This is a genomic window from Mitsuaria sp. BK037, assembly GCF_014193045.1.
GTDB lineage: Bacteria > Pseudomonadota > Gammaproteobacteria > Burkholderiales > Burkholderiaceae_C > Roseateles.
On the sequence record NZ_JACHYS010000003.1, the window covers coordinates 483,709 to 505,462 of the forward strand.

Consider the following 21,754-nt stretch of genomic DNA (forward strand, 5'->3'; position numbering starts at 1 on the left):
TGCAACATGACCCGCTCGATGACCTCCAAGACCTCCTTCCTGCGTGGCCTGCTGTCGCGCCGCACCGTGCTGGCCGGCGCCGCGACGACGGTGCTGCTGGCCACCGGCGGCCTGGCCCGCGCCCAGGCGCAGCTCGACCAGCCCGCGCCCGCGTTCACCGCGACGACGGCCGAAGGCAAGACCGTCTCGCTCGACGGCTACAAGGGCAAGACCATCGTGCTGGAGTGGACCAACCACGATTGCCCCTTCGTGAAGAAGCACTACGGCAGCGGCAACATTCCCGCGCTGCAGAAGGAGGCGACGGCGCAAGGCGTCGTGTGGCTGCAGGTGATCTCGTCGGCGCCGGGCCAGCAGGGCCATGTGGACGGGCCGACCGCGCTCAAGCTGAACAAGGACCGCGGCGCCGCGCCGACGCAGGTGCTGCTGGACCCGAGCGGCCAGATCGGCAAGAGCTACGGCGCGCAGACCTCGCCCCACCTGTTCATCGTCAATCCGCAGGGCGTGCTGGTCTACAAGGGCGGCATCGACAGCATCGCCACCGCCAAGGTCGACGACATCCCCAAGGCGGATCCCTACGTGAAGACCGCGCTGGGCGAACTGGCCGCCGGCAAGAAGATCACGCACGCCAGCACCAAGCCCTACGGCTGCTCGATCAAGTACGGCAGCTGACGCGGCGATCGGCGCGCCGCGCGCCGATCTGTCGCTTTCTTCCGTTTCCGGCCGCATTCGTCGCGGTACTGGCGCCGACGCGACGCGGTGCCGGGCCGGTCTCCCGTTACAGTCCGTCGACAACCGAGAGCGGACGGGATGACGGACAGACGAGCGTGGGAGGCGGCCGATCCAGAGGCCTGGCAGGCGGAGCGGACGATCCATCAGGGTCAGCGGAGCGAGGTCCTCCAGGTCGGCGACGGCCGGGGCGGGCGGGCGCTGCTCAAGCGCCTGCGCGACGCCCGGCCGGACGCGGCCGCCATCGCCCGGCTGCGCCGCGAATATGAACTGGCCCAGCGCCTGGATCCCGCCTTCGTGCTGCGACCGCGCGCGCTGGTCGAGCATGACCAGCGTCCCGCGCTGTTGCTGCCCGAGCTGGAAGGCGAGACGCTGCGGCAGCGCCTGCGGCGCGGCACGCTGGACAACGACGCGCTGATCCGGATCGCGCTGGATCTGGTGGAGGCGCTGCAGCACCTGCATGGCCAGGGTCTGATCCATCGCAACCTCGGGCCGGGCCAGGTGCTGCTGCTGCCCGGCGCGGGCCGCGAGGCCGGCCGGACGCTGATCGCGGACCTCGGCCTGGCCGCCGAGATCGAGCGGGAACGGCCGCTGGTCCAGCGCGCCGAGCTGATCGAGGCTTCGCTGGCGACGCTGGCGCCCGAGTTGACCGGCCGGATGAGCCGCGATGTCGACTACCGCGCGGACTTCTACAGCCTTGGCGCCACGCTGCTGGAGGCGCTGACCGGCGCGCCGCCCTTCAGCGTCGACGATCCGGCGCGGGCGGTGCATGCGCACCTGGCGCTCGCCGCGCCGATGGCGACCAGCCGCAATCACCAGGTCTTCGCGCCGCTGGCGCAGGTCGTCGCCCACTGCCTGCACAAGGAGCCCGAAAGCCGCTACCAGAGCCATCAGGCCCTGCGCCAGGACCTGCAGCTCTGCCAGGCGGCGCTGGCACAGGGCCGCGACCTGCCCGGCTTCGAACCCGGCCATGGCGATGCCGCCGTGCGCTTCCAGCCCAGTGGCCGGCTCTACGGTCGCGAGTCGGCGCAGGCGCAGCTCGGGCAGGCCTTCGACGAGGCCGCGTCGGGCCAGGCCGGCGGGCCGGGGCTGGTGGCCGTGGCGGGCTTTTCCGGCATCGGCAAGACCGCGCTGGTGCTGGCCGCGCAGCGCAGCCTGCTGGCCCAGCGCGGCCACTTCGCCGCGGCCAAGTTCAACCAATACGGCCAGGACCGGCCCTACGGTCCGCTGCTGCACCTGCTGCAGCAGCGCGCGGCGCAGGTGCTGTCGCTGCCCGCTGAACATCAATCGAGCTGGCGCGATCGCCTGCGGGAGCGCCTGGGCGCGAATGCCGCGCTGCTCGCGCAGGCGCTGCCGGAGATCGCCCCGCTGCTGACGCCGGACGCGCCGCTGGTGCCGGTGGGCCCGGCGGAGGCGGAGAACCGCTTCCTGCGCAGCATCAGCCAGGGTTTCGCGGCGCTCGCGCGCGAGGGCGAGCCGCAGACGCTGTTCCTCGATGACTGGCAATGGGCCGACCGCGCGTCGCGCCGGCTGCTGCGCGAATGTCTGAACGACGCGACGCTGCGCCACACCCTGTTCGTCATCGCCTACCGGGACAACGAGACCCCGCCCGGCCATCCGATCGCGCAGGAGCTGACGGAACTGCGCCAGCAGCTCGGCGAGCGCTTCACGCCCTTGCGCGTCGGACCGCTGGGCCTGGACGACACGCGGCGCCTGCTCGCGGACAGCCTGCGTCGCGATCCCGAGGTCGAGGATGCCGGCCTGGATGAACTCGCGCGCCTGTGTCAGACCCGCACCGCCGGCAATCCGTTCTTCCTGCGCCGCCTGCTCGAGGACCTGGTGCGGCGCGGCCTGATCCACTACGACGCCGCGACGCAGCGCTGGGACCATGCGCTCGAACGCATCGCGGCGACGCGCACGGCCGACAACGTCGTCGCGCTGATGCTGCAGCAGCTCGAGCGCCTGCCCGATGCGACGCGCCAGGCGCTGAGCGTGGCGGCGCTGCTGGGCGCGAACTTCGGCCTGGACGGCCTGGCCACCGCGCTGGACGTGCCCGCCGACGCCCTGGCCACCGACCTGCTGCCGGCGCTGCAGGCGCAGCTGCTGGTGCCGGCGAGCGCGCTGTACCGCTACGCCCCGCAGCTGCAGGGACAGGCCAGCGAGGGCGTGCGCTACGCCTTCGCCCATGACCGCGTGCAGGAGGCGGCGCTGCAGCGCATCGCGGCCGACCAGCGGCCGGCGCTGCAACTGCGCATCGGCCGGCTGCTGCGCGACAGCCACCTCGCCGCCCATGCCGACCTGCCGCTGCCCTACACGGTCCTGCATCACCTGAACGCGTCGCGGCTGCTGCTGTGCGAGCCGGCGCAGGAGGCGGAGCGCCAGGCGCTGGCCGCGTTCAACGCGCAGGCCTCGTTCCAGGCGATGGACGCCGCGGCCTTCGAGCCCGCCGCCGACTACGCGGAGCTCGCGCTCGAGCTGGCGCCCCTGGCGCCGCAGCGGGCCGCCTGGCTGCATCACGCGGCCCGCATGGCCTACCTGGCGGGCCGGCCGTCGCGGATGGATGCGCTGCTCGAATCGGCGCTCGCCGATGCCGGCGACAACGCGCAGCGCGCGCGGCTGCTGGAAGTCCGCATGGAGGCCTTCTACGCGCAAGGGCGGCTGGCCGAGACCGTCGACCTGGGACTGGAGCTGTTCCTGCTGCTGGGTGCGGAGCTGCCGCGCGCCGCCGGGCCCGACCCGATGGCGCAGGTCATGGAATTGCTGGCCGGATTGCAGCGCGAGATCGCCGCGATCGGGCTGGACACCTTGGCCGCGCGCGCGCCGATGCGCGACGAGCAACGGCTGCTGCTGATCTCGATCGCCGCCAAGATGACCGCCGCCGCCTACATCGTGCGGCCCGCGCTGCTGCCCTTGCTGACGCTGTTCCAGGTCCGCCTGATGGTGGACCACGGCCATGTGCCGCAGGCGCTGTCGGCGTATTCGGTGCTCGGGCTGATGTGCGCGGAGTTCCTCGGCGACTACCGCTTCGCGCATGACCTGGGCCGCATGTCGACCGAGCTCGTGAGCCGGCACGGCTGGATGCAGGTCTACGCGCATGCGGGCTTCTCCTTTCATGCCTTCCTCAGCCACTGGGTGCAGGGCCTGCGCGTGAGCATGAACGGCCTGATGCAGACGCATCGCAATGGGCTGGAATTCGGCAACCTGCGCCATGCGGGCCTGGGCCTGTACGTGCACGACGCGCATGCCTTCCTGGCCGGCATGCCGCTGCCGGCGCTGGAGGAGCAGCTGGTGACGCATGGCCGGCGCCTGCGCGCGATGCGCCAGCCGGTCGCGGCGGACTACGAGGACGCGCTGCTCGCCTTGGTGCGGACGCTACAGCAGCCGCGGTTGCCCGAGGACGGCTTCGACGGCCTGGAGGCGTTCGCGCGCACCTATGGCGAGCGTCAGGACCAGACCGGGCTGATGTTCCTGCACGGCTGGCAGGCGGTGCTGCACTTCGTGGCGGACCGGCCGGAGCCCGCGCTGCGGCTGGCGCTCGAAGCGCGCGGCCTGTTCGCGGCCGGCCGCGGCATGCATGCGCAATCGCTGCTGCTGTTCATCGCGGCCTGGGCGGCGCAGCGCGTCGCGCTGGCCGGCGGGGCGCGCGACCAGGCGCTCGAGGACGACGCGCTGCGGCGCCTGCAGCGCTGGCAGGACGCGGGGCCGGGCCACCTGGCCGATCGCGTCGCGCTGCTGCGGGCGCAGCAGGCGATGCTGGCCGGTGAACCGGACGAGCAGATCGCCGCGGCCCTGGACCGGGCGCTGGCAGCGGCGGAGGGGCCGCAAGGCACGCCGCTCGATGTCGCGGCCGTGCTGCGCGCGCAGGTCGACTGGTGGCGCGAGCGCGATCCAGCGCAGGCCGACCGGGCGCGTCAGCGCCTGCAACTGGCGTGGAAGGACTGGGGCGTGATCGCGCTCGCCGGCGAGGCGCTGGCGCTCGCGCCCTTGTCCGATGCGCCGGGCCGGTCGGCCGGTGCCGCCACCGAGGGCACGGAGATCCGCGCCGATGCCGCCGACCTCAGCACGCTGACCAAGGCGGTGCAGGCCATCAGCAGCCAGCCGGACCTGCCGCGCCTGCTGCGTCGCCTGCTGGAGGTCGTCGCCGAGAACGCCGGCGCGCAGCGCGCGGCGATCGTGCTGGCCAGCGGCACGGCAGGCGCGTCGCGCTGGGTGCTGCAGGCCGAGGCGACCCTGGGCGAGCAGCCCCGGCTGCATTTGCTGGAGCAACTGCCGCTGGAACGTGCCGGGGCGCAGCTGCCGCTGGCGCTCATGGCTCGGGTGCTCGGCGACGGGCGACGCGAGCTGATCGTCGACGCGCGGGGCCTGGCGACGATGGAGGACTACTTCCAGCGCCATGCCGCGCCGCCGCGCTCGGTGCTGGCGCTGCCGCTGCTCAAGCAGGGGCAGACGGTGGGCGCGCTCTACCTGGAGAACGCGGCCGCGGCCGGCGTGTTCACCGAGGCGCGGGTGAGTTTCCTGGAGCTGCTCTGCGCCAACGTGGTGAACGCGGTGGACAACGCGCGACTGGTGGCGGAGCTGCAGGAGCTCAACGCCAGCCTGGAGCGCCGCGTGACGCAGCGCACCCGCGAGCTCGCCGACAGCGAGGAGCGCCTGCGCGCCGTGCTGGACCACGCGCCGATCCCGATGGTGGTGACGCGCGAGCGCGATGCGCTGATCGTCTATGCGAATGGCCCGTCGGCCGTCATCGCGGGACGCACGCTGGATGAGCTGGTCGGCAAGCCGGCGATCAGCTTCTACCGCGACCCGGGCGATCGCGAGCGCATGCAGCTCAAGTTCAAGGAGGAAGGCCGTCTGCAGGGCGAGGAGGTCTGCCTGCTGGCGGCCGACGGCGGCGAGCTGTGGATGCTGCTGTCGATGGTGCCGGTCGTGTACGACGGCGAGCCCTCGGTGCTCAGCACGCTGGTCGACTTCACCGACCGCAAGCGGCTGGAGCTCGAGCTGCAGCGGCTGGCGACCACCGATGCCCTGACCGGCGCGGCCAACCGGCGCTGCTTCCTGGACCACGCGGAGGCGGAGGTGGCGCGCAGCCGGCGCTACGGGCTGGAGATGGCGCTGGTGATGATGGACGTCGACCACTTCAAGCGCATCAACGACACGCTGGGCCACGCGCGCGGCGACGCGGCGCTGTGCCGCCTGGTGCAGCTGTGCGCGCAGGTCGTGCGCAAGCAGGACCTGCTGGGACGGCTCGGCGGTGAGGAGTTCGCGCTGCTGCTGCCGCAGACCTCGCTGGCGCATGCGATGCAGTTGGTCGAGCGGCTACGCCATCACATCGAGACCAGCGGCATGGCCTTGCAGCCGGGCCTGCCGCCGGCGTCGCTGACGGCGAGCTTCGGCGTGACGGCCCTGCGCCCCGAGGACCTGCGGGTGGACGAACTGCTCGGCCGCGCCGATCAGGCGCTGTACCGCGCCAAGGACGGCGGACGCAACCGCGTCGAGTACCAGGCCTGATGGGCGGCGGCGGTCCTGAGGTCGCTGCCGGCATCGGCACCGGCATCAGGGATCGATGCGAGAGGGCTTGGCGCGTTCGCGATAGAACGCGTCGAAGCGGGCTGCGTAGTGGGCCTTCGTTTCCGGCGTGAGCCAATGCATCAGGCCCTTGCGCAGGCTGGCGGCGCCTTCGGGGCGGCCGTAGGCCTTGTCGATGCCCCGGATCGCGGCCAGGCCCCAAGGCGTGCGGGGACAGGCGATGCCGGCCATGACCAGCTCACTGGCGCCGTGGATGGGGACGCTGACGAGGTCCGCCGGATGTCCGGCCATGACCAGCGCCATGTCGAGTTCGACTGAATAGTCCGCGCGCCCGAGGCTGATCATCTGCAGCAGGCGCGCGCCGAAGTCCTTCGGCGAGTACAGCGAGACGGCGCTGTCGGCCGGCCGTGCGGCGAGTGCCTCGTCGAGCACCGGCCCATAGCTGCGGCCGTCGATCAGCGCGCCCCGCATCGAGGTGTCGGCGAGCAGGCGTGGCAGCACCACTTCGCCGGCGCCGTTGCGCGGCAGCCGCTTGAGCAGCTCGCGTCGCACGATCAGTTGCGGCGGCGGCGTGAGCTGCGTGTTGATGAAGTAGGCGGCCCGCTCGCGCTCCGGCGTGCGGACCACGTTGGCGCGGCACACCTCGTCGCCGTTTTCGATCATCTGCCAGCTGCGCTTGGCGTTGGCGAAGACGATCTCGTGCCGGACGCCGGGCCAGCGTTTGTCGAGGTAGGTGATCACGTGGCCGGTGACGCCACTCGCGCTGGCGCCGGTCATCTGCGGCGCGTGGTCGGAGGCGAGCCAGGTGATCTTGGCGACCACCGGCGGCGCGACCGCCGCCACCGCCACGGCATCCCCCTGCGCGTGCGCGGACGGCCCGCCCAAGAGCGAGGCGGCCAACGGAAGCGACGCGACAAAACGGCCGCGGGTCGAGGCAAGGGGGTTCACGGCGGGCAGCATACGGGGATCACCCGCGACGCTCGTCCGCCATCCTTCACGCCGGAGCCGCGGAGCGGTAGTTGGTCACTCCCGGCGTGTCTTCGAGCGCGGAGTGTCGGGCCGGCCCTCCGGCCAATCAACGAGGCAAGGTCCAGGTCTGGGCGCAATGCTTCCTGAACTCAGCTTCGTGGCCCGCGTGGGTTGTTCGGACGCGAAAAGATTCGGGCGTGGTTGTTGTTCGGGTTTTGCGGATCGCCCATCAGCTCGGTCGGATAGTGCCCCACGTCGAATGGGCCACGGTGTGCCGGAGTCGCCGAGCCATTGTCCAGATGACGGGCACGCGAACGGGCGTGGTTTGAGCCCTGTACGGTCTGCGCTCCATTCCTGCGCTCGCCTTGGTCGGCTGCCGGGGAGCGCCGGTCTGCGGTCTGTGTTGAAGGGCTCGGGTTGTTCGACAGCACCGGCGGGTTCGCGGTCACAAGGGTCAGCAGACTGCTGGCCAGCTGTTCCGGGTTGTCGTGCCACCGTTGTGCCGCCTGCCGCACGCCTGCATGCAATGACGAGAAAGGCTGCGTCACGATGTCCCGCAGATGGCCGGCCACATCGCGCCGGTTTTGCTCGGTGGCCTGCGGCATGCCGGTGCCGCGCGCCACCAGCACGACGGCGTCACCAATCACTTCTGCGCTCGGCACGGTCGGCGGCTGAACCGATGAGGTCGCTCGTGTGGACAGCACCGGTTCTTTCCTGGTCACAAGACGCAGCAGGTTGAGCACCAACTGCTCGGGGTCGCCGTTCGCCCGGGTCGCGGCCCTTGCCACCTGCGCATTCAGACCGCCAGAGGGCGGCGAGTGGATGTCCTGCAGATGATCGACCAGGTTTTGCGTGTTGCGGCCCGCCACGGCCGTCAAGTCGATGTCGTGCATGCCGGTGAGCATGTCCATGGCGTCATGCAACATCGCTGTGCGACGGTCGGCATTGGACTGGACGTCCTGCCTGGGCATGTTTGTATGGCTGGGGCGGTTGGTCGCCCGATCAGGCTGATTTGCGGGGGCCGAGGCCAACAACTGATCGCCAGGACGTATTTCCGATCTCTGGCTTCGCGGCAATACCGGCGAGTCTGACGTCACCAACGCCAACAGGTTGCGCACCAGTTGTTCCGCGCTGCCGCTGCCTCGCTGCGCAGCTTCGACGACCCGTGGGTCGAGGCGAGATGCGGGCAGCATGGCGATCTGGTGGACGTGATTGGTCACGTGGAGCACCTCTCGATGGCTCATGCCTGTGATGTTGGAGCGGTCTGTCCCACCCAATAGGCGCAACGCGCCTTCCATCACTTCACGGTTTGGCATGCGCCCAGGGCCAGCCACGGTCGCGCCAGCTGCCGCCCCAGCGTGGCGTGCTGCATCGCTGCGTGGCGTGGGATTGCCGATCTGCACTCGATGCCTGCGTCCATCTTCAGCCGTGGCCGCAGCCTGATGGCGCCGCCCGGTCGGAATACCGTAAGGCGATGCTGGCGCGTTCTGCGAGGCTCGTGCCTCGGGAGCCGTCTCTTGGCGTTGCGCTGGCGAGCTACTGGATTCCGCAGAGGGCGTGCGATTCGTCCGGAAGAGATTGCGAAGATTGTTGATGGTCATCTGTACTGCCAGGTGTGCCGGCGGTCGGCGCCGGTGTCGAAGACGTTCCACAGACCTTATGTGCGGTCTCGGCATCGAACCTTGCCGGCGCGAAAACTCCTTCAACGATGCGAAGGCGCGGGCGCCGCAGCGATGACGCGGCGCTCCGGAGTCTCCCGCTAGCAAGCGGCCGTTCCCCATTCACGAATGTTCATGGGGTAGCTACGAGAACGTCAGGACAAAAAAAAGCCCCACCGGCCATCGCCAGCGGGGCTGCTCGCACAGAGCGAACGGTCTGATTGCCTGTGACGCCGCTTGCGCGGCGCCCGAGACCGACCGAGGAGACAAACAGGTGTTCTTGCTCGAGGCGCCGGATCAGCGCTTCTCGTTGATCTGGTCGAAGACGCCGCCGTCGTCGAAGTGGGTCTTCTGGGCATTGCGCCAGCCGCCGAAGACCTCGTCGATCGTCACCAGCTTCACCGGCGCGAACTGCTTGGCGTACTTGGCGGCGACCTTCGGGTCGCGCGGACGGTAGTAGTTCTTCGCGGCGATCTCCTGGCCCTCCGGCGAATACAGGTACTCCAGGTAGGCCTGCGCCACCTTGCGCGTGCCCTTCTTGTCCACCGTCTTGTCCACCACCGACACCGGCGGCTCCGCCAGGATGGACAGGCTGGGCGTGACGATCTGGAACTTGTCCGGCCCCAGCTCCTTCACCGCCAGGTAGGCCTCGTTCTCCCAGGCGATCAGCACGTCGCCGATGCCGCGCTCGACGAAGGTCGTCGTCGAGCCGCGCGCGCCGGAATCCAGCACCTTGGTGTTGGCATAGATCCGCTTGACGAAGGCCTTGGCCGATTCGGCGTTGCCGCCCGGCTGCTTCAGCGCATAGGCCCAGGCCGCCAGGTAGTTCCAGCGCGCGCCACCCGAGGTCTTCGGATTGGGCGTGATCACGTCGATGCCGCCACGCGCCAGGTCCGGCCAGTCGTTGATGTGCTTCGGATTGCCCTTGCGCACCAGGAAGACGATCGTCGAGGTGTACGGCGACGCGTTGCTCGGCAGGCGCTTCTGCCAGTCGGCGGGCAGCAGCTTGCCGTGGTCGTGCAGCGCGTCGATGTCGTAGGCCAGCGCCAGCGTCACCACGTCGGCGTCCAGGCCGTCGATGACCGAGCGCGCCTGCTTGCCCGAGCCGCCGTGCGAGTTCTTCACCGTCACGGTCTCGCCGGTCTTGGCCTTCCAGTACTTCGCGAACGCGGCGTTGAAGTCCTGGTACAGCTCGCGCGTCGGGTCGTAGGAGACGTTGAGCAGCGTGACCGCGCCCTGCGCATGGGCCTGGGGCATCAGCGCGGCACCCCCCAGCAGAGCGGCGGTGGCAAGCAGCGAGACGGTGCGTCGGAGTGCGTTCACGGGAGTCTTCTCTTCACGGGGGGTTGAGGGGAGCGCCCAATGTAGGCAAGCGCACCGGCCAAGGGAACGAAGAAGATCTGCTTTGCTTTGCAGCCTGGCCTGGAAAAAGGGCCGCTCCCTCGTGAGGAGCGGCCCGCAAGCCAGCGCGGGGTCGCGCCAGCAGTCGGATCGACGGGAGGGGCCGCCGCGCTCAGCCGCCGAAGCGGTAGTCCAGCTCGATCCAGCCCTGCCGCCCATGCGGCAGGTAGTAGCCGACCGGGTAGTACGGCCAGGTCGCGCTGGGATCGCGGCGGATGCTGTCGAACAGGTTGTTGACGATGACGCTGACGCGGGTGCGCTTGTCCAGTTGCCAGGCGGTGCTCGCGTTGACGTTCCAGTACGGGCCCAGCCAGCCGTCCTGCGCCTCGCGGGCGATGCGGCCGTTGCGCTGCGCGGCCAGCGTGTGCGTCCAGTCGCCGACCTGCCAGGACAAGCTGGCGTTGAGCTTGCTCGGCCAGTCGCTGAAGTCCGGCGTGCCCACCAGGTTGCGGTTGTCGTCGCCGGCGAACTGCTGGTACTTGAAGCTCTTGACCCGCGTGTACTTCGCGTCGGCCGTCCAGCGGCCCCAGGTCGCCGTCGTCCAGCTGTAGCGCGCGCCGATGTCCACGCCCCAGGTCGATTCGTTGGCCGCGTTGATCGGGTTGACGCGGATCTCCGCCACCTCGCCCGGCCGCACGAGCGCATCCAGCGGATTGCGGCGCACGCGCGCCACCGCGTCCTGGCAGGTCGGCGACTGCGCGTCCTTCACGCCGGTGCGGCAGTCCGCCTCGGTGCGCAGCACGCCGTCGGCGCTGAGGTCGGTGACCAGGTCGCGGATGGCGATCTTCCACAGGTCCACCGAGAGATCGAAGGACGCGGCCGGCTGCCACACCGCGCCCAGTCCCCAGGAGCGGCCGCGCTCGGACTTCAGGTCCGACGAGCCGGTGCGCACGTAGTTGAAGCCCGGCGACACGCCGGCGAAATCGCATTGCGACAGCGGCTGGCCGGCCTGCGCGCAGCGGTAGTAGTCGGTCGACGACGAGTAGTAGCCCTTGGTCTGCTGCGCGAAGATGTAATTCATGTCCGGCGCGCGGAAGCTGGTTGCGTGCTGCGCGCGCAGCAGCAGAGTGGACAGCGGCCGGAACTCCAGGCCGGCGTTGTAGGTCGTGCTGCCGTCGCTGCGGCCGGCGAATTCATAACGGTCATGGCGCGCGGCGACGGTGGCCGTCAGCTGCCGGGTGATCGGCGCGTTCAACTCACCGCCCAGCGCCAGGCGCTCGCGCGTGCCGCGCACCGTCGGCGAGGCGCTGGTGTTGTAGAAGACGCCCTGCCCCAGTCGCGGGTCGGCCTCGTTGCGGAAGCCCTGCGTGCCGGCCTCCGCCACCACCGCGGCCCGCACCGGACCACCGGGCAGCCGGAACCACTCGCCGCTCGCAGAGGCGCTCAGCTGCTGGTTCCAGCTCGCGTTGCGCGTCCAGCTGCGGTCGCTGACGCTGTCGATCTCCTGCGGCGTGAGCGGGCGGAACAGCCGCGCCGGATCGGCCGAGTAGATCGCCACGCCGTCCGCGTCCGTCCCGATGCGCGGGCCGAGCAGCAGGGACTCGATGCCGGCCGTCAGGCGCGGGGTCGTGGTGCGGTTGAGGTAGTAGGAGCTGTTGGCCGCGACCTCGAAGGTCCAGCTGCCGGTGAGCTCCCCGCGCGCGCCGACCGCCACGTTGTGCGTCGCGTCTCGCCACTGGCGGTTGAAGCGGTCCACGCCGCCCAGTTCCTCGGGCGCGAAGCGCCGGGTCCAGATCTCCAGCTGGCCGGTCGCGGCATTGCGGAAGTAGCCCTTGCCGGCGGCGTCCGAGGTCCAGCTCGGACCGCGGGTGTTGTTCTCGGTCCGCGCCCAGCCGAACTGGCCTTCGGCGAACAGCTCCAGCCCGCCATCGAGCTGCCAGGTCAGGCCCCCGGCCGCCTGCGCGCTGCGGTTGCCGGTCTGCGTGGTCCAGTAGGTCGGCGAGGCCCGACCGCTGCCGCAGTAGGTGCCGTTCCTGGCTTGATAAGGCGCGACCGAGCCCTCGAAGAGCCCTCCGGCCGCGGCGCAGCCGTCGCTGGGCGTGAGGTAGGCGCCGCCGGTGGCGTTGCGGCGGCCGAAGACCACCGTCGGCGCCGCGCCACCCAGCGTGGTGTCGGCCATGAAGTCGCGCTGCCGGCTCCAGATCGGCTCGCGGCCGCTGAGCTCGATGCCCCACACGCCCTGCAGCCGGCCGCCGTCGAAGCCGCCGGTGACCTGGGCCCGGGCGTTCTCCCCGCCGCCGCGCTGCGTGCCGCCGGCGCGCAGGTTTACCGAGACGCCCTCGACCCGCTTCTTCAGCACGATGTTGACCACGCCGGCGATCGCGTCCGAGCCGTAGACCGAGGACGCGCCGCCGCTGAGCACCTCGATGCGGTCGATCAGCGCGGACGGGATGTTGGCGATGTTGACGAAGTTGACCGAGCCCTCGTAGGCGGTCGGGTAGTCGGCGACGCGTCGGCCGTTGACCAGCACCAGCGTGTGGTTGGGCCCCAGGCCGCGCAGGCTGATCGCATTGGCGGCCGGCGTGAAGGTGTTGCCGAAATCCTCGCCCTGGGTGAAGCCGGTGTTTTCGGTCAGGCCGCTCAGCGCGTCGGAGACGTTCTTGTAGCCGAGCCGGTCCAGGTCCTCCGACTTGATGACGGTGACCGGGCTCGGCCCTTCGCTGTTGACGCGCGAGATGCGCGAGCCGGTGACGACCACCGACGGCAAGGGCGCGTCCTTCGCGTCGTTGACCGCCTTGGCGTCCTTGGGATCTTTGGCCGGACTGGCGTCCTGGGCGGGCGCCGTGGCCGGAACCTGGGCGTGAACGCTGCCGACGGGAAGGACAGCGATGGAAAGGACGGCGATGGGAGATGCGGCCGCCAGTGCGGCGGCCAGCGTGGCGGCCGATCCGGTGAGGCGGGCCGCGTGCTCGACGAAGGGCTTCAAGAGACTTCCTCGTGGGAGTGAACTGGTGAGCCCGTCACTCTAGGAAGCGCCCTCAGGTCGATGAAGCAATCGTTTCTGCTTTGCTTTGTTGTGCGGTCCGGTTATGCACATGCGGAATTTCTTCCGGCACCCCCGGCGGTCCTCACTCCGCCGGTCAGCCGGAGCTTCCGCGAGGCCCTCAGTCCGACCCGTTGGGCGACACCCGCGCCTGCTCGACCAGGTCACGCGTCAGCGGCGGCGCGAAGGTCTCGATGAAGGCGTAGACATAGTCGCGCAGGTAGGCGTCGCGCCGCACCGCGAGCCGCGTCAGGTTGTCGGCGAAGAGATGGCGCGCATCGATCGCGCGCAGATGGCGGTCGCGCTCCTCGTCGTAGGCGATCGCCGCGACGATGCCCACGCCCAGCCCGAGCTCGACGTAGGTCTTGATCACGTCCGCGTCCATCGCCACCAGCACGACGTTGAGGTCGAGCCCGGCCGCCGCGAAGGCGTCGTCGATGTGCGAGCGGCCGGTGTAGCCGGTCTCGTAGGTGATGACCGGGAACTCCGCCAGACGCTCCAGCGTCAGCGGCGTGCCGGCGCTGGCCTCGGCCTCCAGCGGATGGCCCGGCGGCACCAGCACCGTGTGGGTCCAGCGGTAGCACGGCAGCGTCAGCAGCTGCGGATGCAGCGCCAGCGCTTCGGTCGCGATGCCGATGTCGGCCTCGCCGTCGATCAGCAGCCGTGCGACCTGCTGCGGCGAGCCCTGCGTGAACTGCAGGCTGACCTCGGGATGGGACTCGCGGAAATCGCGCACCGCCGGCGGCAGCGCGTAGCGCGCCTGGCTGTGCGTGGCGGCGATGCGCAGATGCCCGCTGTCGGCGCGGGCGAAGTCCTCGCCGGCGCGGCGCAGGTTCTCGGCCTCGCGCAGCAGCCGCTCGACGATGGGCATCACGTTGCGGCCCGGCTCGGTCAGGCCGGTCAGGCGCTTGCCGGCGCGCACGAAGATGTCGATGCCGAGCTCGTCCTCGAGCTCGCGGATCTGCCGGCTCACGCCGGGCTGCGAGGTGTGCAGCGCCTGCGCCACCTCGGTCAGGTTGAAGTTGCGGCGCTGGGCCTCGCGGACGGATCGGAGTTGCTGGAAGTTCATCGTCGGCAGTCACATCGGGGGGAGGGCTCGCCGGCCTCGACGGCATTCGATGAACGTCGCGAAAGCGGCTTGCTTATGCGGATTGATTATTCGAATCCGCGCCGCCGATGTCCTCCAACAAATTCCGATAAGCAATCCCGCGGCGCCCGCATGAGCAATGCAGGCACGATGCGCCTGCGCTTCAAGCCTCAGGCGTCGGGATCCATCGCCTCGCGGACCGCGTCCTCGGTCAGCTCGGCCACGCATTCCTGCAGGAAGCGATAGGCGAAGCCGCGCAGGTAGTGGCCGCGCTTGAGCGCGATGCGCGTCGTGTTGGGCGGGAACAGGTGGCTCGCGTCGATCAGTTGCAGGCCCGAGTCGCGACCCGGCTCGAAGGCCATCGCCGCGATGACGCCCACGCCCAGCCCGATCTGCACGTAGGTCTTGATGACGTCCGCATCGAGCGCCGACATGACCACGTCGGGCGCCAGGCCCGCGGCGGCGAAGCTTGCGTCGATGCGGGCGCGGCCGGTGTAGCCCTCGTGATAGGTGATCAGCGGCTGCTCGGCCAGCGCCTCCAGTGTCAGCGGCTGGCGCGTGAGCGCATGGCCCTCGGGCACGACCACCGCATGGCGCCATTCGTAGAACGGGAAGGTGACGAAGGCGTCGTCCTTGCCGAGCGCCTCGGTGGCGATGCCGATGTCGGCCTCGCCCGACTGCAGCAGCGAGACGATCTCCGACGGACTGCCCTGGTGCAGCACCAGGTGCACGCGCGGGTAGGCCGCCTTGAAGCGCGCCACCACCTGCGGCAGCGCGTAGCGCGCCTGCGTGTGCGTGGTGGCGATCGTCAGCTGGCCTTGATCCGCACTGCTGAACTGCTGCGCCAGCCGCTTGATGTTGCGCACGTCCTGCAGCATGCGGTCAACGACGACCGCCAACTCCTTGCCCGGCTCGGTCAGCCCGAGCAGCCGCTTGCCGCGGCGCTGGAAGAGCTCGACGCCGAGCTCGTCCTCCAGGTCCTTGATGTGCTTGCTGACGCCCGACTGCGAGGTGAACAGCGCCGCCGCCACCTCGGTCAGGTTGAAGTTCTGCTGCACCGCCTCCCGGACGATGCGGAGCTGTTGGAGATTCATGGTCGGAGGACTCGAGGGATCGCGCGCTCTGCGGCTCGCTGATCGAGGGGGATCAAGCAGCCTGATCGATGCCGAACAGGCTCAGGCGCGAGGCCTGTAGGCGGACGCGCTGGCCCGAGGCCAGCTGCAGCGCCTCGGCCTGTTCGCGGCTGAGTTCGGCTTCCAGGTGCTCGCCCGAGGCGCCGCGCAGTTCCACGCGCGCCGCGGCGCCGAAGGCCAGCACGCGCTCGACGGTGGCCGGCAGGCCGGGTGCGTCCTGCGCCGGGATGATCACCAGCTCGTGCGGGCGCGCGTAGGCCTGCACCAGGCCCTGCTGGGCACCTTCGATCGCGGCGCCGGCGCCCTGCGCCAGCGTCTGGTCGCCGACGCGCACGATGCCGCTGTCCACGCGGCCTTCGAAGCGGTTGACCGCGCCGAGGAAGCCGTAGACGAAGGGCGTGGCCGGACGCTGGTAGACCTCGGTCGGCGAGCCGACCTGCTCCACGCGGCCGTGGTCCATCAGCACGACGCGGTCGGCCACTTCCAGCGCCTCTTCCTGGTCGTGCGTGACGAAGATGCTGGTGATGTGCAGCTCGTCATGCAGGCGGCGCAGCCAGCGGCGCAGCTCCTTGCGCACCTTGGCGTCGAGCGCGCCGAAGGGCTCGTCCAGCAGCAGCACGCGCGGCTCGACGGCGAGCGCGCGGGCCAGCGCGATGCGCTGGCGTTGACCGCCGGACAGCTGCGGCGGATAACGATCGGCCAGCCAGTCCAGCTGCACCAGCTGCAGCAGCTCGTGGACTTTGCGCTTGATCTCCGACTCGGGCGGGCGCTGCTTGCGCGGCTTCACGCGCAGGCCGAAGGCGACGTTGTCGAACACCGTCATGTGGCGGAACAGCGCGTAGTGCTGGAACACGAAACCGACCTCGCGCTCGCGCACGTGGGTGTCGGAGGCGTCGGCGCCGTCGAGCAGCACCTGGCCGCGGTCGGCGGTCTCCAGGCCCGCGATGATGCGCAGCAGCGTGGTCTTGCCGCAGCCCGAGGGACCCAGCAGCGCGGTCAGCTCGCCGGTGGGGAAGTCCAGGCTGACGTCGCCCAGCGCGGTGAAGCTGCCGAAGGACTTGTGGATGTTGCGGACCTGGATGCTCATGCTTCTTCCTTGATCACATTGCGCGAGGCCTGCCACTCGACGAACTGCTTGAGTCCGAGCGTGACCAGCGCCAGCAGCGCGAGCAGCGACGCGACGGCGAAGGCCGCGGCGAATTGGTATTCGTTGTAGAGGATCTCGACCTGCAGCGGCAGCGTGTTGGTCTGGCCGCGGATATGGCCCGAGACCACCGATACCGCGCCGAACTCGCCGAAGGCGCGCGCGTTGCACAGGATCACGCCGTAGAGCAGGCCCCACTTGATGTTGGGCAGCGTCACATGCCAGAAGGTGCGCCAGCCGCTGGCGCCCAGCACTGTGGCGGCTTCTTCTTCATCGCGGCCCTGCGCCTGCATCAGCGGGATCAGCTCGCGCGCGACGAAGGGGAAGGTCACGAAGACGGTGGCCAGCACGATGCCGGGCACGGCGAAGATGACCTTGATGTCGTGCTCCGCAAGCCAGGGCCCGAACCAGCCCTGCGCGCCGAAGATCAGCACGTAGATCAGGCCCGCCACCACCGGCGAGACCGAGAACGGCAGGTCGATCAGCGTGATCAGCAGCTGCTTGCCGCGGAAGTCGTGCTTGGTGATCGCCCACGCGGCGCTGACGCCGAAGACGACGTTCAGCGGCACTGCGATGACCGCGGCGATCAGCGTCAGCTTGATCGCGGAGACGGCGTCGGGCTCGATCAGCGAGGCCAGGTAGGTGTCCCAGCCCTTGCGCAGCGCCTCGGTGAACACCGCGGCGAGCGGCAGCAGCAGGAACAGCGCGAAGAAGGCCAGCCCCAGCGTCAGCAGCGTGTAGCGCACCCAGCGCTTTTCCGCGGTGGCGGGGTTCCCTTGATAGTGACCGGCCGAGCGGGCCCGGCCGAGCGATGCGGCGGATCCGGCCATGTCAGCGCTTCCCGTCCAGTCCGTTGCGGCGCAGGCTCCAGGCCTGCAGTCCGTTGATGCCCAGCAGCAGCACGAACGAGAACACCAGCATCACCACCGCGATCGCGGTAGCGCCGACGTAGTCGTACTGCTCGAGCTTGGTGATGATCATCAGCGGCGTGATCTCGCTGACCATCGGCATGTTGCCGGCGATGAAGATGACCGAGCCGTATTCGCCCACGGCCCGCGCGAAGGCCAGCGCGAAGCCGGTCAACAGCGCCGGCGTCAGCATCGGCAGCACCACCAGGCGGAAGGCCTGCCAGCGGTGCGCGCCCAGCGAGGCGGCGGCCTCCTCGAGCTCGGTGTCCAGGTCCTCGAGCACCGGCTGCACCGTGCGCACGACGAAGGGCAGGCCGATGAAGATCAGCGCCACCAGCACGCCCAGCGGCGTGAAGGCGACCTTGATGCCCAGCGGCTCCAGCCACTGTCCCATCCAGCCATTGGGCGCGTACAGCGCGGTCAGCGCGATGCCGGCCACGGCGGTGGGCAGGGCGAAGGGCAGGTCGATGAGCGCGTCCACCAGCTTCTTGCCCCAGAAGTCGTAGCGCACCAGCGACCACGCCAGGATGAAGCCGAAGATCACGTTGATGAAGGCACCCAGCAGCGCCGCGCCGAAGCTCAGGCGATAGGACGCGAGCACCCGCGGCGAGGTGGCCGCGGCCCAGAAGGCCTCGACGCCATGGCCGGCGGACTTCAGGAAGACCGCGCAGAGCGGGATCAGCACCAGCAGCGAAAGGTAGAAGAGCGTGAAGCCCAGCGTCGGCGCGAAGCCGGGCAGCACGCGGCGTCGCTTGCGGGCGGGCGCCGGGGCGGCCTGCGTCGCGGGGAGCACGGCGGTGTTCATCGGATCAGTCGGTCAGGAGTCGGCGGGGAGGGCGGACGGCGCGGGCTTCGATCAGCGGCGCGCGGCCATGATCTGGTCGTAGGTGCCGCCGTCGGCGAAGTGCGTCTTGCCGACCTTGGCCCAGCCGCCCAGCGTCTGGTCGACGCTGAACAGCTTGATCGGCGCGTAGCGCTTCTCGTGCTTCTTGAAGATCGCCGGATCGCGCGGGCGGAAGTTGTTCTGGGCAATGATTTCCTGGCCCTCGGGCGTCCACAGGAAGTCCAGGTAGGCCTTGGCCAGCGCGGCCGAGCCCTTCTTGGCGACGACCTTGTCGACGATGGCCACCGGCGCGTCGGCCTCGACCGAGATGCTGGGCGCGACCACCTCGAAGTTGCCCTTGCCGAATTCGTTCTCGATGAGCTCGGCCTCGGACTCGAAGGTCAGCAGCACGTCGCCGATGCCGCGCTGGGTGAAGGTGGTGGTGGCGCCGCGGCCGCCGCCGTCCAGCACCGGCACGTTGGCCAGCACCTTGGAGACGAAGTCCCGGGCCTGCGCGTCGCTGCCGCCCTTGGCGATGACGCTGCCCCAGGCGGCCAGGTAGCCGTAGCGGCCGTTGCCGGTCACCTTGGGGTTGGGAATGATCACCGAGATGCCGGGACGGGCCAGGTCGGCCCAGTCCTTGATGCCCTTGGGATTGCCCTTGCGCACCAGGAACAGCATGGTCGAGCTGTAGGGCGCGGCGCCGTTGGGGAACTTGCTGCGCCAGTCGGCGCCGGTCAGGCCCTTCTCGGCCAGCGCGTCGACGTCGGTGGCCTGGTTCATCGTGACCACGTCCGCCTCCAGCCCGCCGATCACCGAGCCGATCTGCTTGGACGAGCCGCCGTGCGACTGGTTCACCGTGATCGTCTGGCCGGTCTTGGCCTTGTACGCGGCGACGAAGGCCGGATTGATCTGCTTGTAGAGCTCGCGCGCCACGTCGTAGGAGACGTTCAGCAGCGTCGTGGGCTGCTCGGCCGAGGCCAGCATCGGCACGCCCAGCAGCGGCGCCGCGGCGGCCAGCATCAGGGCCCGGCGGCGCGTGGCGGAGAACAGGGAGCGGTTCTTGTGGGCGTTGTTCTGAAACATGGCAAGCAGGCGGAGCCGGCGACGTTGAAGGTCGGGCTGCGAAGCTTGCCAAACAGTCCTTATTCCAGGAACGATTGTTTGAGCATTTGCTTATCTCGCATATCGAATATGCGAGGCGGGCGGGATGAAAGGCGCCAGGACCGCGATCGGGCTCCGCCGGAAGCGCCTCCCCCAAGACCCCGAGGGCGGCGCCCGGTCGCGACCTGGGCTTTCACCATGCCTTCCCGGCGGCCCTACTGCCGCCGCCGGCGGGGGGCGACATGGGCGCGCCCCGTGGAACGGAGTCTGGTGCGGGTCGGCCGTCGTCGCCAATGCGGAATGCAAGTGAGCAGCGTCGGCTGGCTCATATGGGCGGGCACCGGCCGCCTGCGACAGGCCGCGCTGTCCTCCCTCCGGTGGACGAGGGCGGTGGCGAGCGCTGGGGGAGTCGGCTAGGCTGCGCAAGGAGCACGAACCCCACCGCAAGAGCGAGGAACCGCCTCCATGATGAATGCCCCGATCCCCGCGAACGAAGCGGAGCGGATCCAGGCGCTGCGCGAGCTGCTGATCCTGGACACGCCGCCCGAGGAGCGCTTCGATCGCATCGTCGAGTTCGCCGCCGAGGAATTCGGCGTGCCGATCGCGCTGATCAGCCTGGTCGACGACGACCGCCAGTGGTTCAAGGCCCGCTTCGGGCTGGCGGTGTGCGAGACCGACCGGCGCAGCAGCTTCTGCGGCCATGCCATCCACGTGTCGGAGGTGATGGTGGTGTCCGACGCCACCCAGGATCCGCGTTTCGCGGACAACCCGATGGTGCTGGGGCCGCCGCACATCCGCTTCTACGCCGGCGCGCCGCTGGAGATCCGCCCTGGCGTCCGTGTCGGCACCCTGTGCCTGATCGATCGGCGCCGCCGCACGCTGGACGATACCGACCTGGCCATCCTCATGAGCCTGCGCGACGTGGTGGTCTCCGAACTGCTCGGGAAGGCCGCGGAGTCGGGTTCATGAGCGCCGTCGCGCCGCCCCAGCTGCTGCTGGTCGACCCGCATTCGCTGTTCCGCCGCACGGTCGCGATGGTTGCGCGGCAGCTGGGCATCGCGCAGGTGCATGAGTCCAGCAGCCTCGAGGCGGCGCAGCGCCTGCTGGAGCACCAGTCGATGGACGGCCTGCTGCTGGACATCGGGCAGGGGCTGGACGCGCTCGCGCTGCTGCAGAGCGTGCGCGCCGGCGCCCTGCGCTGCCCGCCGTCCACCCCGGTGGCCTTGACCGCCGAGGCCTGCGACCTGCCCACCGCGCAGCTCTACAAGGAGCTGCAGGTGCGCCGCATCATGCTCAAGCCCTTCAAGGTCAAGACCGCGCTGGAGGTCATCCAGGACCTGGCTCGCCCCGAATCGGCCCAGTGAGGGCTGCGGGCACACCCCCGGTGGAGGTCACTCCACCCAATGCTGGGTGAGCCAGGGGGTGGGCAGCACGTAGCTGCGCAGATGGCGCCAGCGGTGCTTGACGCCGCCAGCGAAGGCGGCGCGGAAGTGGTCCCACGGCTTCTCGTGCGGCGGGTCCTGGGTGTTCCAGCGGCCCAGCATCACGTCGGCCGGGTTCGGGCCGCCCGGGAAGGTCACGATGCGCGCGCCGGCCGGCAGCTTGGCCGGCTTGAAGTAGCGCAGCGGGAAGGCCGGCAGGCAGTGCAGGCGGAAATGGCGCGTCCACAGGTGCGGCCAGAACTTGATGCCGCCGGGCACCGAGGCGGTCACCCAGTGCTGCTCGAAGCCATGCTTGTCGGCCACGGCCTGGGGGTCGGCGCGGAATTTCTCGATGATGTGCGGGTACTTGCCGACCGGGAAGCGGAACACCGAGGTCTGCCCCAGGCGCTGCATCGGCTTGGCCCAGTTGCGGGCCAGCACCACGTCGTCGGGATGGCCGTGGGTGAAGTAGCCGTCGATGTTGTCGACGATCACCGAATCCAGGTCGATGAACAGCACCGGGCCGGACAGGCCGGTCTTCTGGCCCAGGTCGGCGCTCCACATCACCAGCTTGCGCCACTTGCCCAGGGACTTCTTCGGCCATTCGCAGCCGAGTTCCTCCAGCGGGTAGGCGTCCACCTCCGGGCGCAGGCCCTCGGCGTTGTCGGTCAGGCAGACCAGGCGGAAATCGCCGGTCACATGCCGGCGCAGCATGCCGTAGAGGCGGTTGACGTATTCCGGGCCGTAAGCGGTGCCCCACTTGACGCAGATGACTTGTTTCATGGGGGAGCGATGGCTCATTTTGGTTGTGGTCTCACCCAGATAGGGAAGGACGACACTATACGCAGCTGCCTGTAACTGGATTGCAAAC

15 protein-coding genes are annotated in these 21,754 nt (G+C 70.0%); 4 read left to right on the plus strand and 11 right to left on the minus strand.

The window, feature by feature from the left end:
- Positions 1–6 precede the first annotated feature (6 nt).
- Positions 7–669, plus strand: coding sequence for a redoxin domain-containing protein (locus FHT37_RS18975; protein ID WP_221211157.1), 663 nt, complete (start codon positions 7–9; stop codon positions 667–669).
- Positions 670–807: 138 nt separating this feature from the next.
- Complete coding sequence (locus tag FHT37_RS18980) at positions 808–6,234, plus strand: diguanylate cyclase (RefSeq protein WP_183483632.1); 5,427 nt, start codon at positions 808–810, stop codon at positions 6,232–6,234.
- Between the two features lie 45 nt (positions 6,235–6,279).
- On the opposite strand, the gene FHT37_RS18985 is transcribed toward FHT37_RS18980, so the two are convergent.
- The 10 genes from FHT37_RS18985 to FHT37_RS19030 form a co-directional block, all read right to left on the minus strand.
- Positions 6,280–7,152 (minus strand): TIGR02285 family protein, encoded by an 873-nt coding sequence (locus FHT37_RS18985; RefSeq protein WP_183483634.1) that lies wholly within the window; start codon positions 7,150–7,152, stop codon positions 6,280–6,282.
- 218 nt (positions 7,153–7,370) lie between these two features.
- Positions 7,371–8,822 carry a hypothetical protein gene (locus FHT37_RS18990; RefSeq protein ID WP_183483635.1) on the minus strand — a complete coding sequence of 484 codons (1,452 nt, stop codon included), beginning with the start codon at positions 8,820–8,822 and terminating at the stop codon, positions 7,371–7,373.
- 354 nt (positions 8,823–9,176) lie between these two features.
- Positions 9,177–10,136 carry a sulfate ABC transporter substrate-binding protein gene (locus tag FHT37_RS18995; RefSeq protein WP_183484197.1) on the minus strand — a complete coding sequence of 320 codons (960 nt, stop codon included), beginning with the start codon at positions 10,134–10,136 and terminating at the stop codon, positions 9,177–9,179.
- 256 nt (positions 10,137–10,392) lie between these two features.
- On the minus strand, positions 10,393–13,206 hold the full coding sequence (locus FHT37_RS19000) for a TonB-dependent siderophore receptor (protein WP_183483637.1): 2,814 nt from the start codon (positions 13,204–13,206) through the stop codon (positions 10,393–10,395).
- 178 nt (positions 13,207–13,384) lie between these two features.
- Positions 13,385–14,332 (minus strand): CysB family HTH-type transcriptional regulator, encoded by a 948-nt coding sequence (locus FHT37_RS19005; protein ID WP_091729729.1) that lies wholly within the window; start codon positions 14,330–14,332, stop codon positions 13,385–13,387.
- Positions 14,333–14,520: 188 nt separating this feature from the next.
- A complete protein-coding gene (locus FHT37_RS19010; protein WP_147241232.1) occupies positions 14,521–15,444 on the minus strand; it encodes a CysB family HTH-type transcriptional regulator in 924 nt (307 codons plus the stop codon).
- Between the two features lie 52 nt (positions 15,445–15,496).
- Positions 15,497–16,570 (minus strand): sulfate/molybdate ABC transporter ATP-binding protein, encoded by a 1,074-nt coding sequence (locus FHT37_RS19015; protein WP_183483639.1) that lies wholly within the window; start codon positions 16,568–16,570, stop codon positions 15,497–15,499.
- The gene (cysW, locus tag FHT37_RS19020) at positions 16,567–17,457 is read right to left on the minus strand and encodes a sulfate ABC transporter permease subunit CysW (protein ID WP_091729742.1); all 891 of its coding nucleotides are present in this window, start codon (positions 17,455–17,457) and stop codon (positions 16,567–16,569) included. The genes FHT37_RS19015 and cysW overlap by 4 nt, the downstream gene beginning before the upstream one ends.
- A 1-nt stretch (position 17,458) precedes the next feature.
- On the minus strand, positions 17,459–18,340 hold the full coding sequence (cysT, locus tag FHT37_RS19025; protein ID WP_091729746.1) for a sulfate ABC transporter permease subunit CysT: 882 nt from the start codon (positions 18,338–18,340) through the stop codon (positions 17,459–17,461).
- A gap of 51 nt (positions 18,341–18,391) precedes the next feature.
- Positions 18,392–19,444, minus strand: a complete 1,053-nt coding sequence (locus FHT37_RS19030; RefSeq protein WP_221211158.1) for a sulfate ABC transporter substrate-binding protein — start codon at positions 19,442–19,444, stop codon at positions 18,392–18,394.
- Between the two features lie 483 nt (positions 19,445–19,927).
- On the opposite strand from FHT37_RS19030, the gene FHT37_RS19035 reads away from it, so the two are divergent.
- Complete coding sequence (locus FHT37_RS19035; protein WP_183483641.1) at positions 19,928–20,431, plus strand: GAF domain-containing protein; 504 nt, start codon at positions 19,928–19,930, stop codon at positions 20,429–20,431.
- Positions 20,428–20,826, plus strand: a complete 399-nt coding sequence (locus FHT37_RS19040; protein ID WP_183483642.1) for a response regulator — start codon at positions 20,428–20,430, stop codon at positions 20,824–20,826. Before FHT37_RS19035 ends, FHT37_RS19040 begins: the two co-directional genes overlap by 4 nt.
- 27 nt (positions 20,827–20,853) lie before the next feature.
- Here the strand turns inward: FHT37_RS19040 and FHT37_RS19045 are convergent, their stop codons facing one another.
- Positions 20,854–21,666, minus strand: coding sequence for a glycosyl transferase (locus FHT37_RS19045; RefSeq protein WP_091729754.1), 813 nt, complete (start codon positions 21,664–21,666; stop codon positions 20,854–20,856).
- Between the last annotated feature and the right edge of the window lie 88 nt (positions 21,667–21,754).

Excerpts from the sequence above, each read along its gene's own strand:
- FHT37_RS18975 (WP_221211157.1), top strand. The coding sequence starts at position 7 with ATGACCCGCTCGATGACCTCCAAGACCTCCTTCCTGCGTGGCCTGCTG.
- FHT37_RS18980 (WP_183483632.1), top strand. The coding sequence starts at position 808 with ATGACGGACAGACGAGCGTGGGAGGCGGCCGATCCAGAGGCCTGGCAG.
- FHT37_RS18990 (WP_183483635.1), bottom strand. The coding sequence starts at position 8,822 with ATGACCATCAACAATCTTCGCAATCTCTTCCGGACGAATCGCACGCCC.
- FHT37_RS18995 (WP_183484197.1), bottom strand. The coding sequence starts at position 10,136 with ATGCCCCAGGCCCATGCGCAGGGCGCGGTCACGCTGCTCAACGTCTCC.
- FHT37_RS19005 (WP_091729729.1), bottom strand. The coding sequence starts at position 14,332 with ATGAACTTCCAGCAACTCCGATCCGTCCGCGAGGCCCAGCGCCGCAAC.
- FHT37_RS19010 (WP_147241232.1), bottom strand. The coding sequence starts at position 15,444 with ATGAATCTCCAACAGCTCCGCATCGTCCGGGAGGCGGTGCAGCAGAAC.
- FHT37_RS19015 (WP_183483639.1), bottom strand. The coding sequence starts at position 16,570 with ATGAGCATCCAGGTCCGCAACATCCACAAGTCCTTCGGCAGCTTCACC.
- cysW (WP_091729742.1), bottom strand. The coding sequence starts at position 17,457 with ATGGCCGGATCCGCCGCATCGCTCGGCCGGGCCCGCTCGGCCGGTCAC.
- cysT (WP_091729746.1), bottom strand. The coding sequence starts at position 18,340 with ATGAACACCGCCGTGCTCCCCGCGACGCAGGCCGCCCCGGCGCCCGCC.
- FHT37_RS19030 (WP_221211158.1), bottom strand. The coding sequence starts at position 19,444 with ATGTTTCAGAACAACGCCCACAAGAACCGCTCCCTGTTCTCCGCCACG.
- FHT37_RS19035 (WP_183483641.1), top strand. The coding sequence starts at position 19,928 with ATGATGAATGCCCCGATCCCCGCGAACGAAGCGGAGCGGATCCAGGCG.
- FHT37_RS19040 (WP_183483642.1), top strand. The coding sequence starts at position 20,428 with ATGAGCGCCGTCGCGCCGCCCCAGCTGCTGCTGGTCGACCCGCATTCG.
- FHT37_RS19045 (WP_091729754.1), bottom strand. The coding sequence starts at position 21,666 with ATGAAACAAGTCATCTGCGTCAAGTGGGGCACCGCTTACGGCCCGGAA.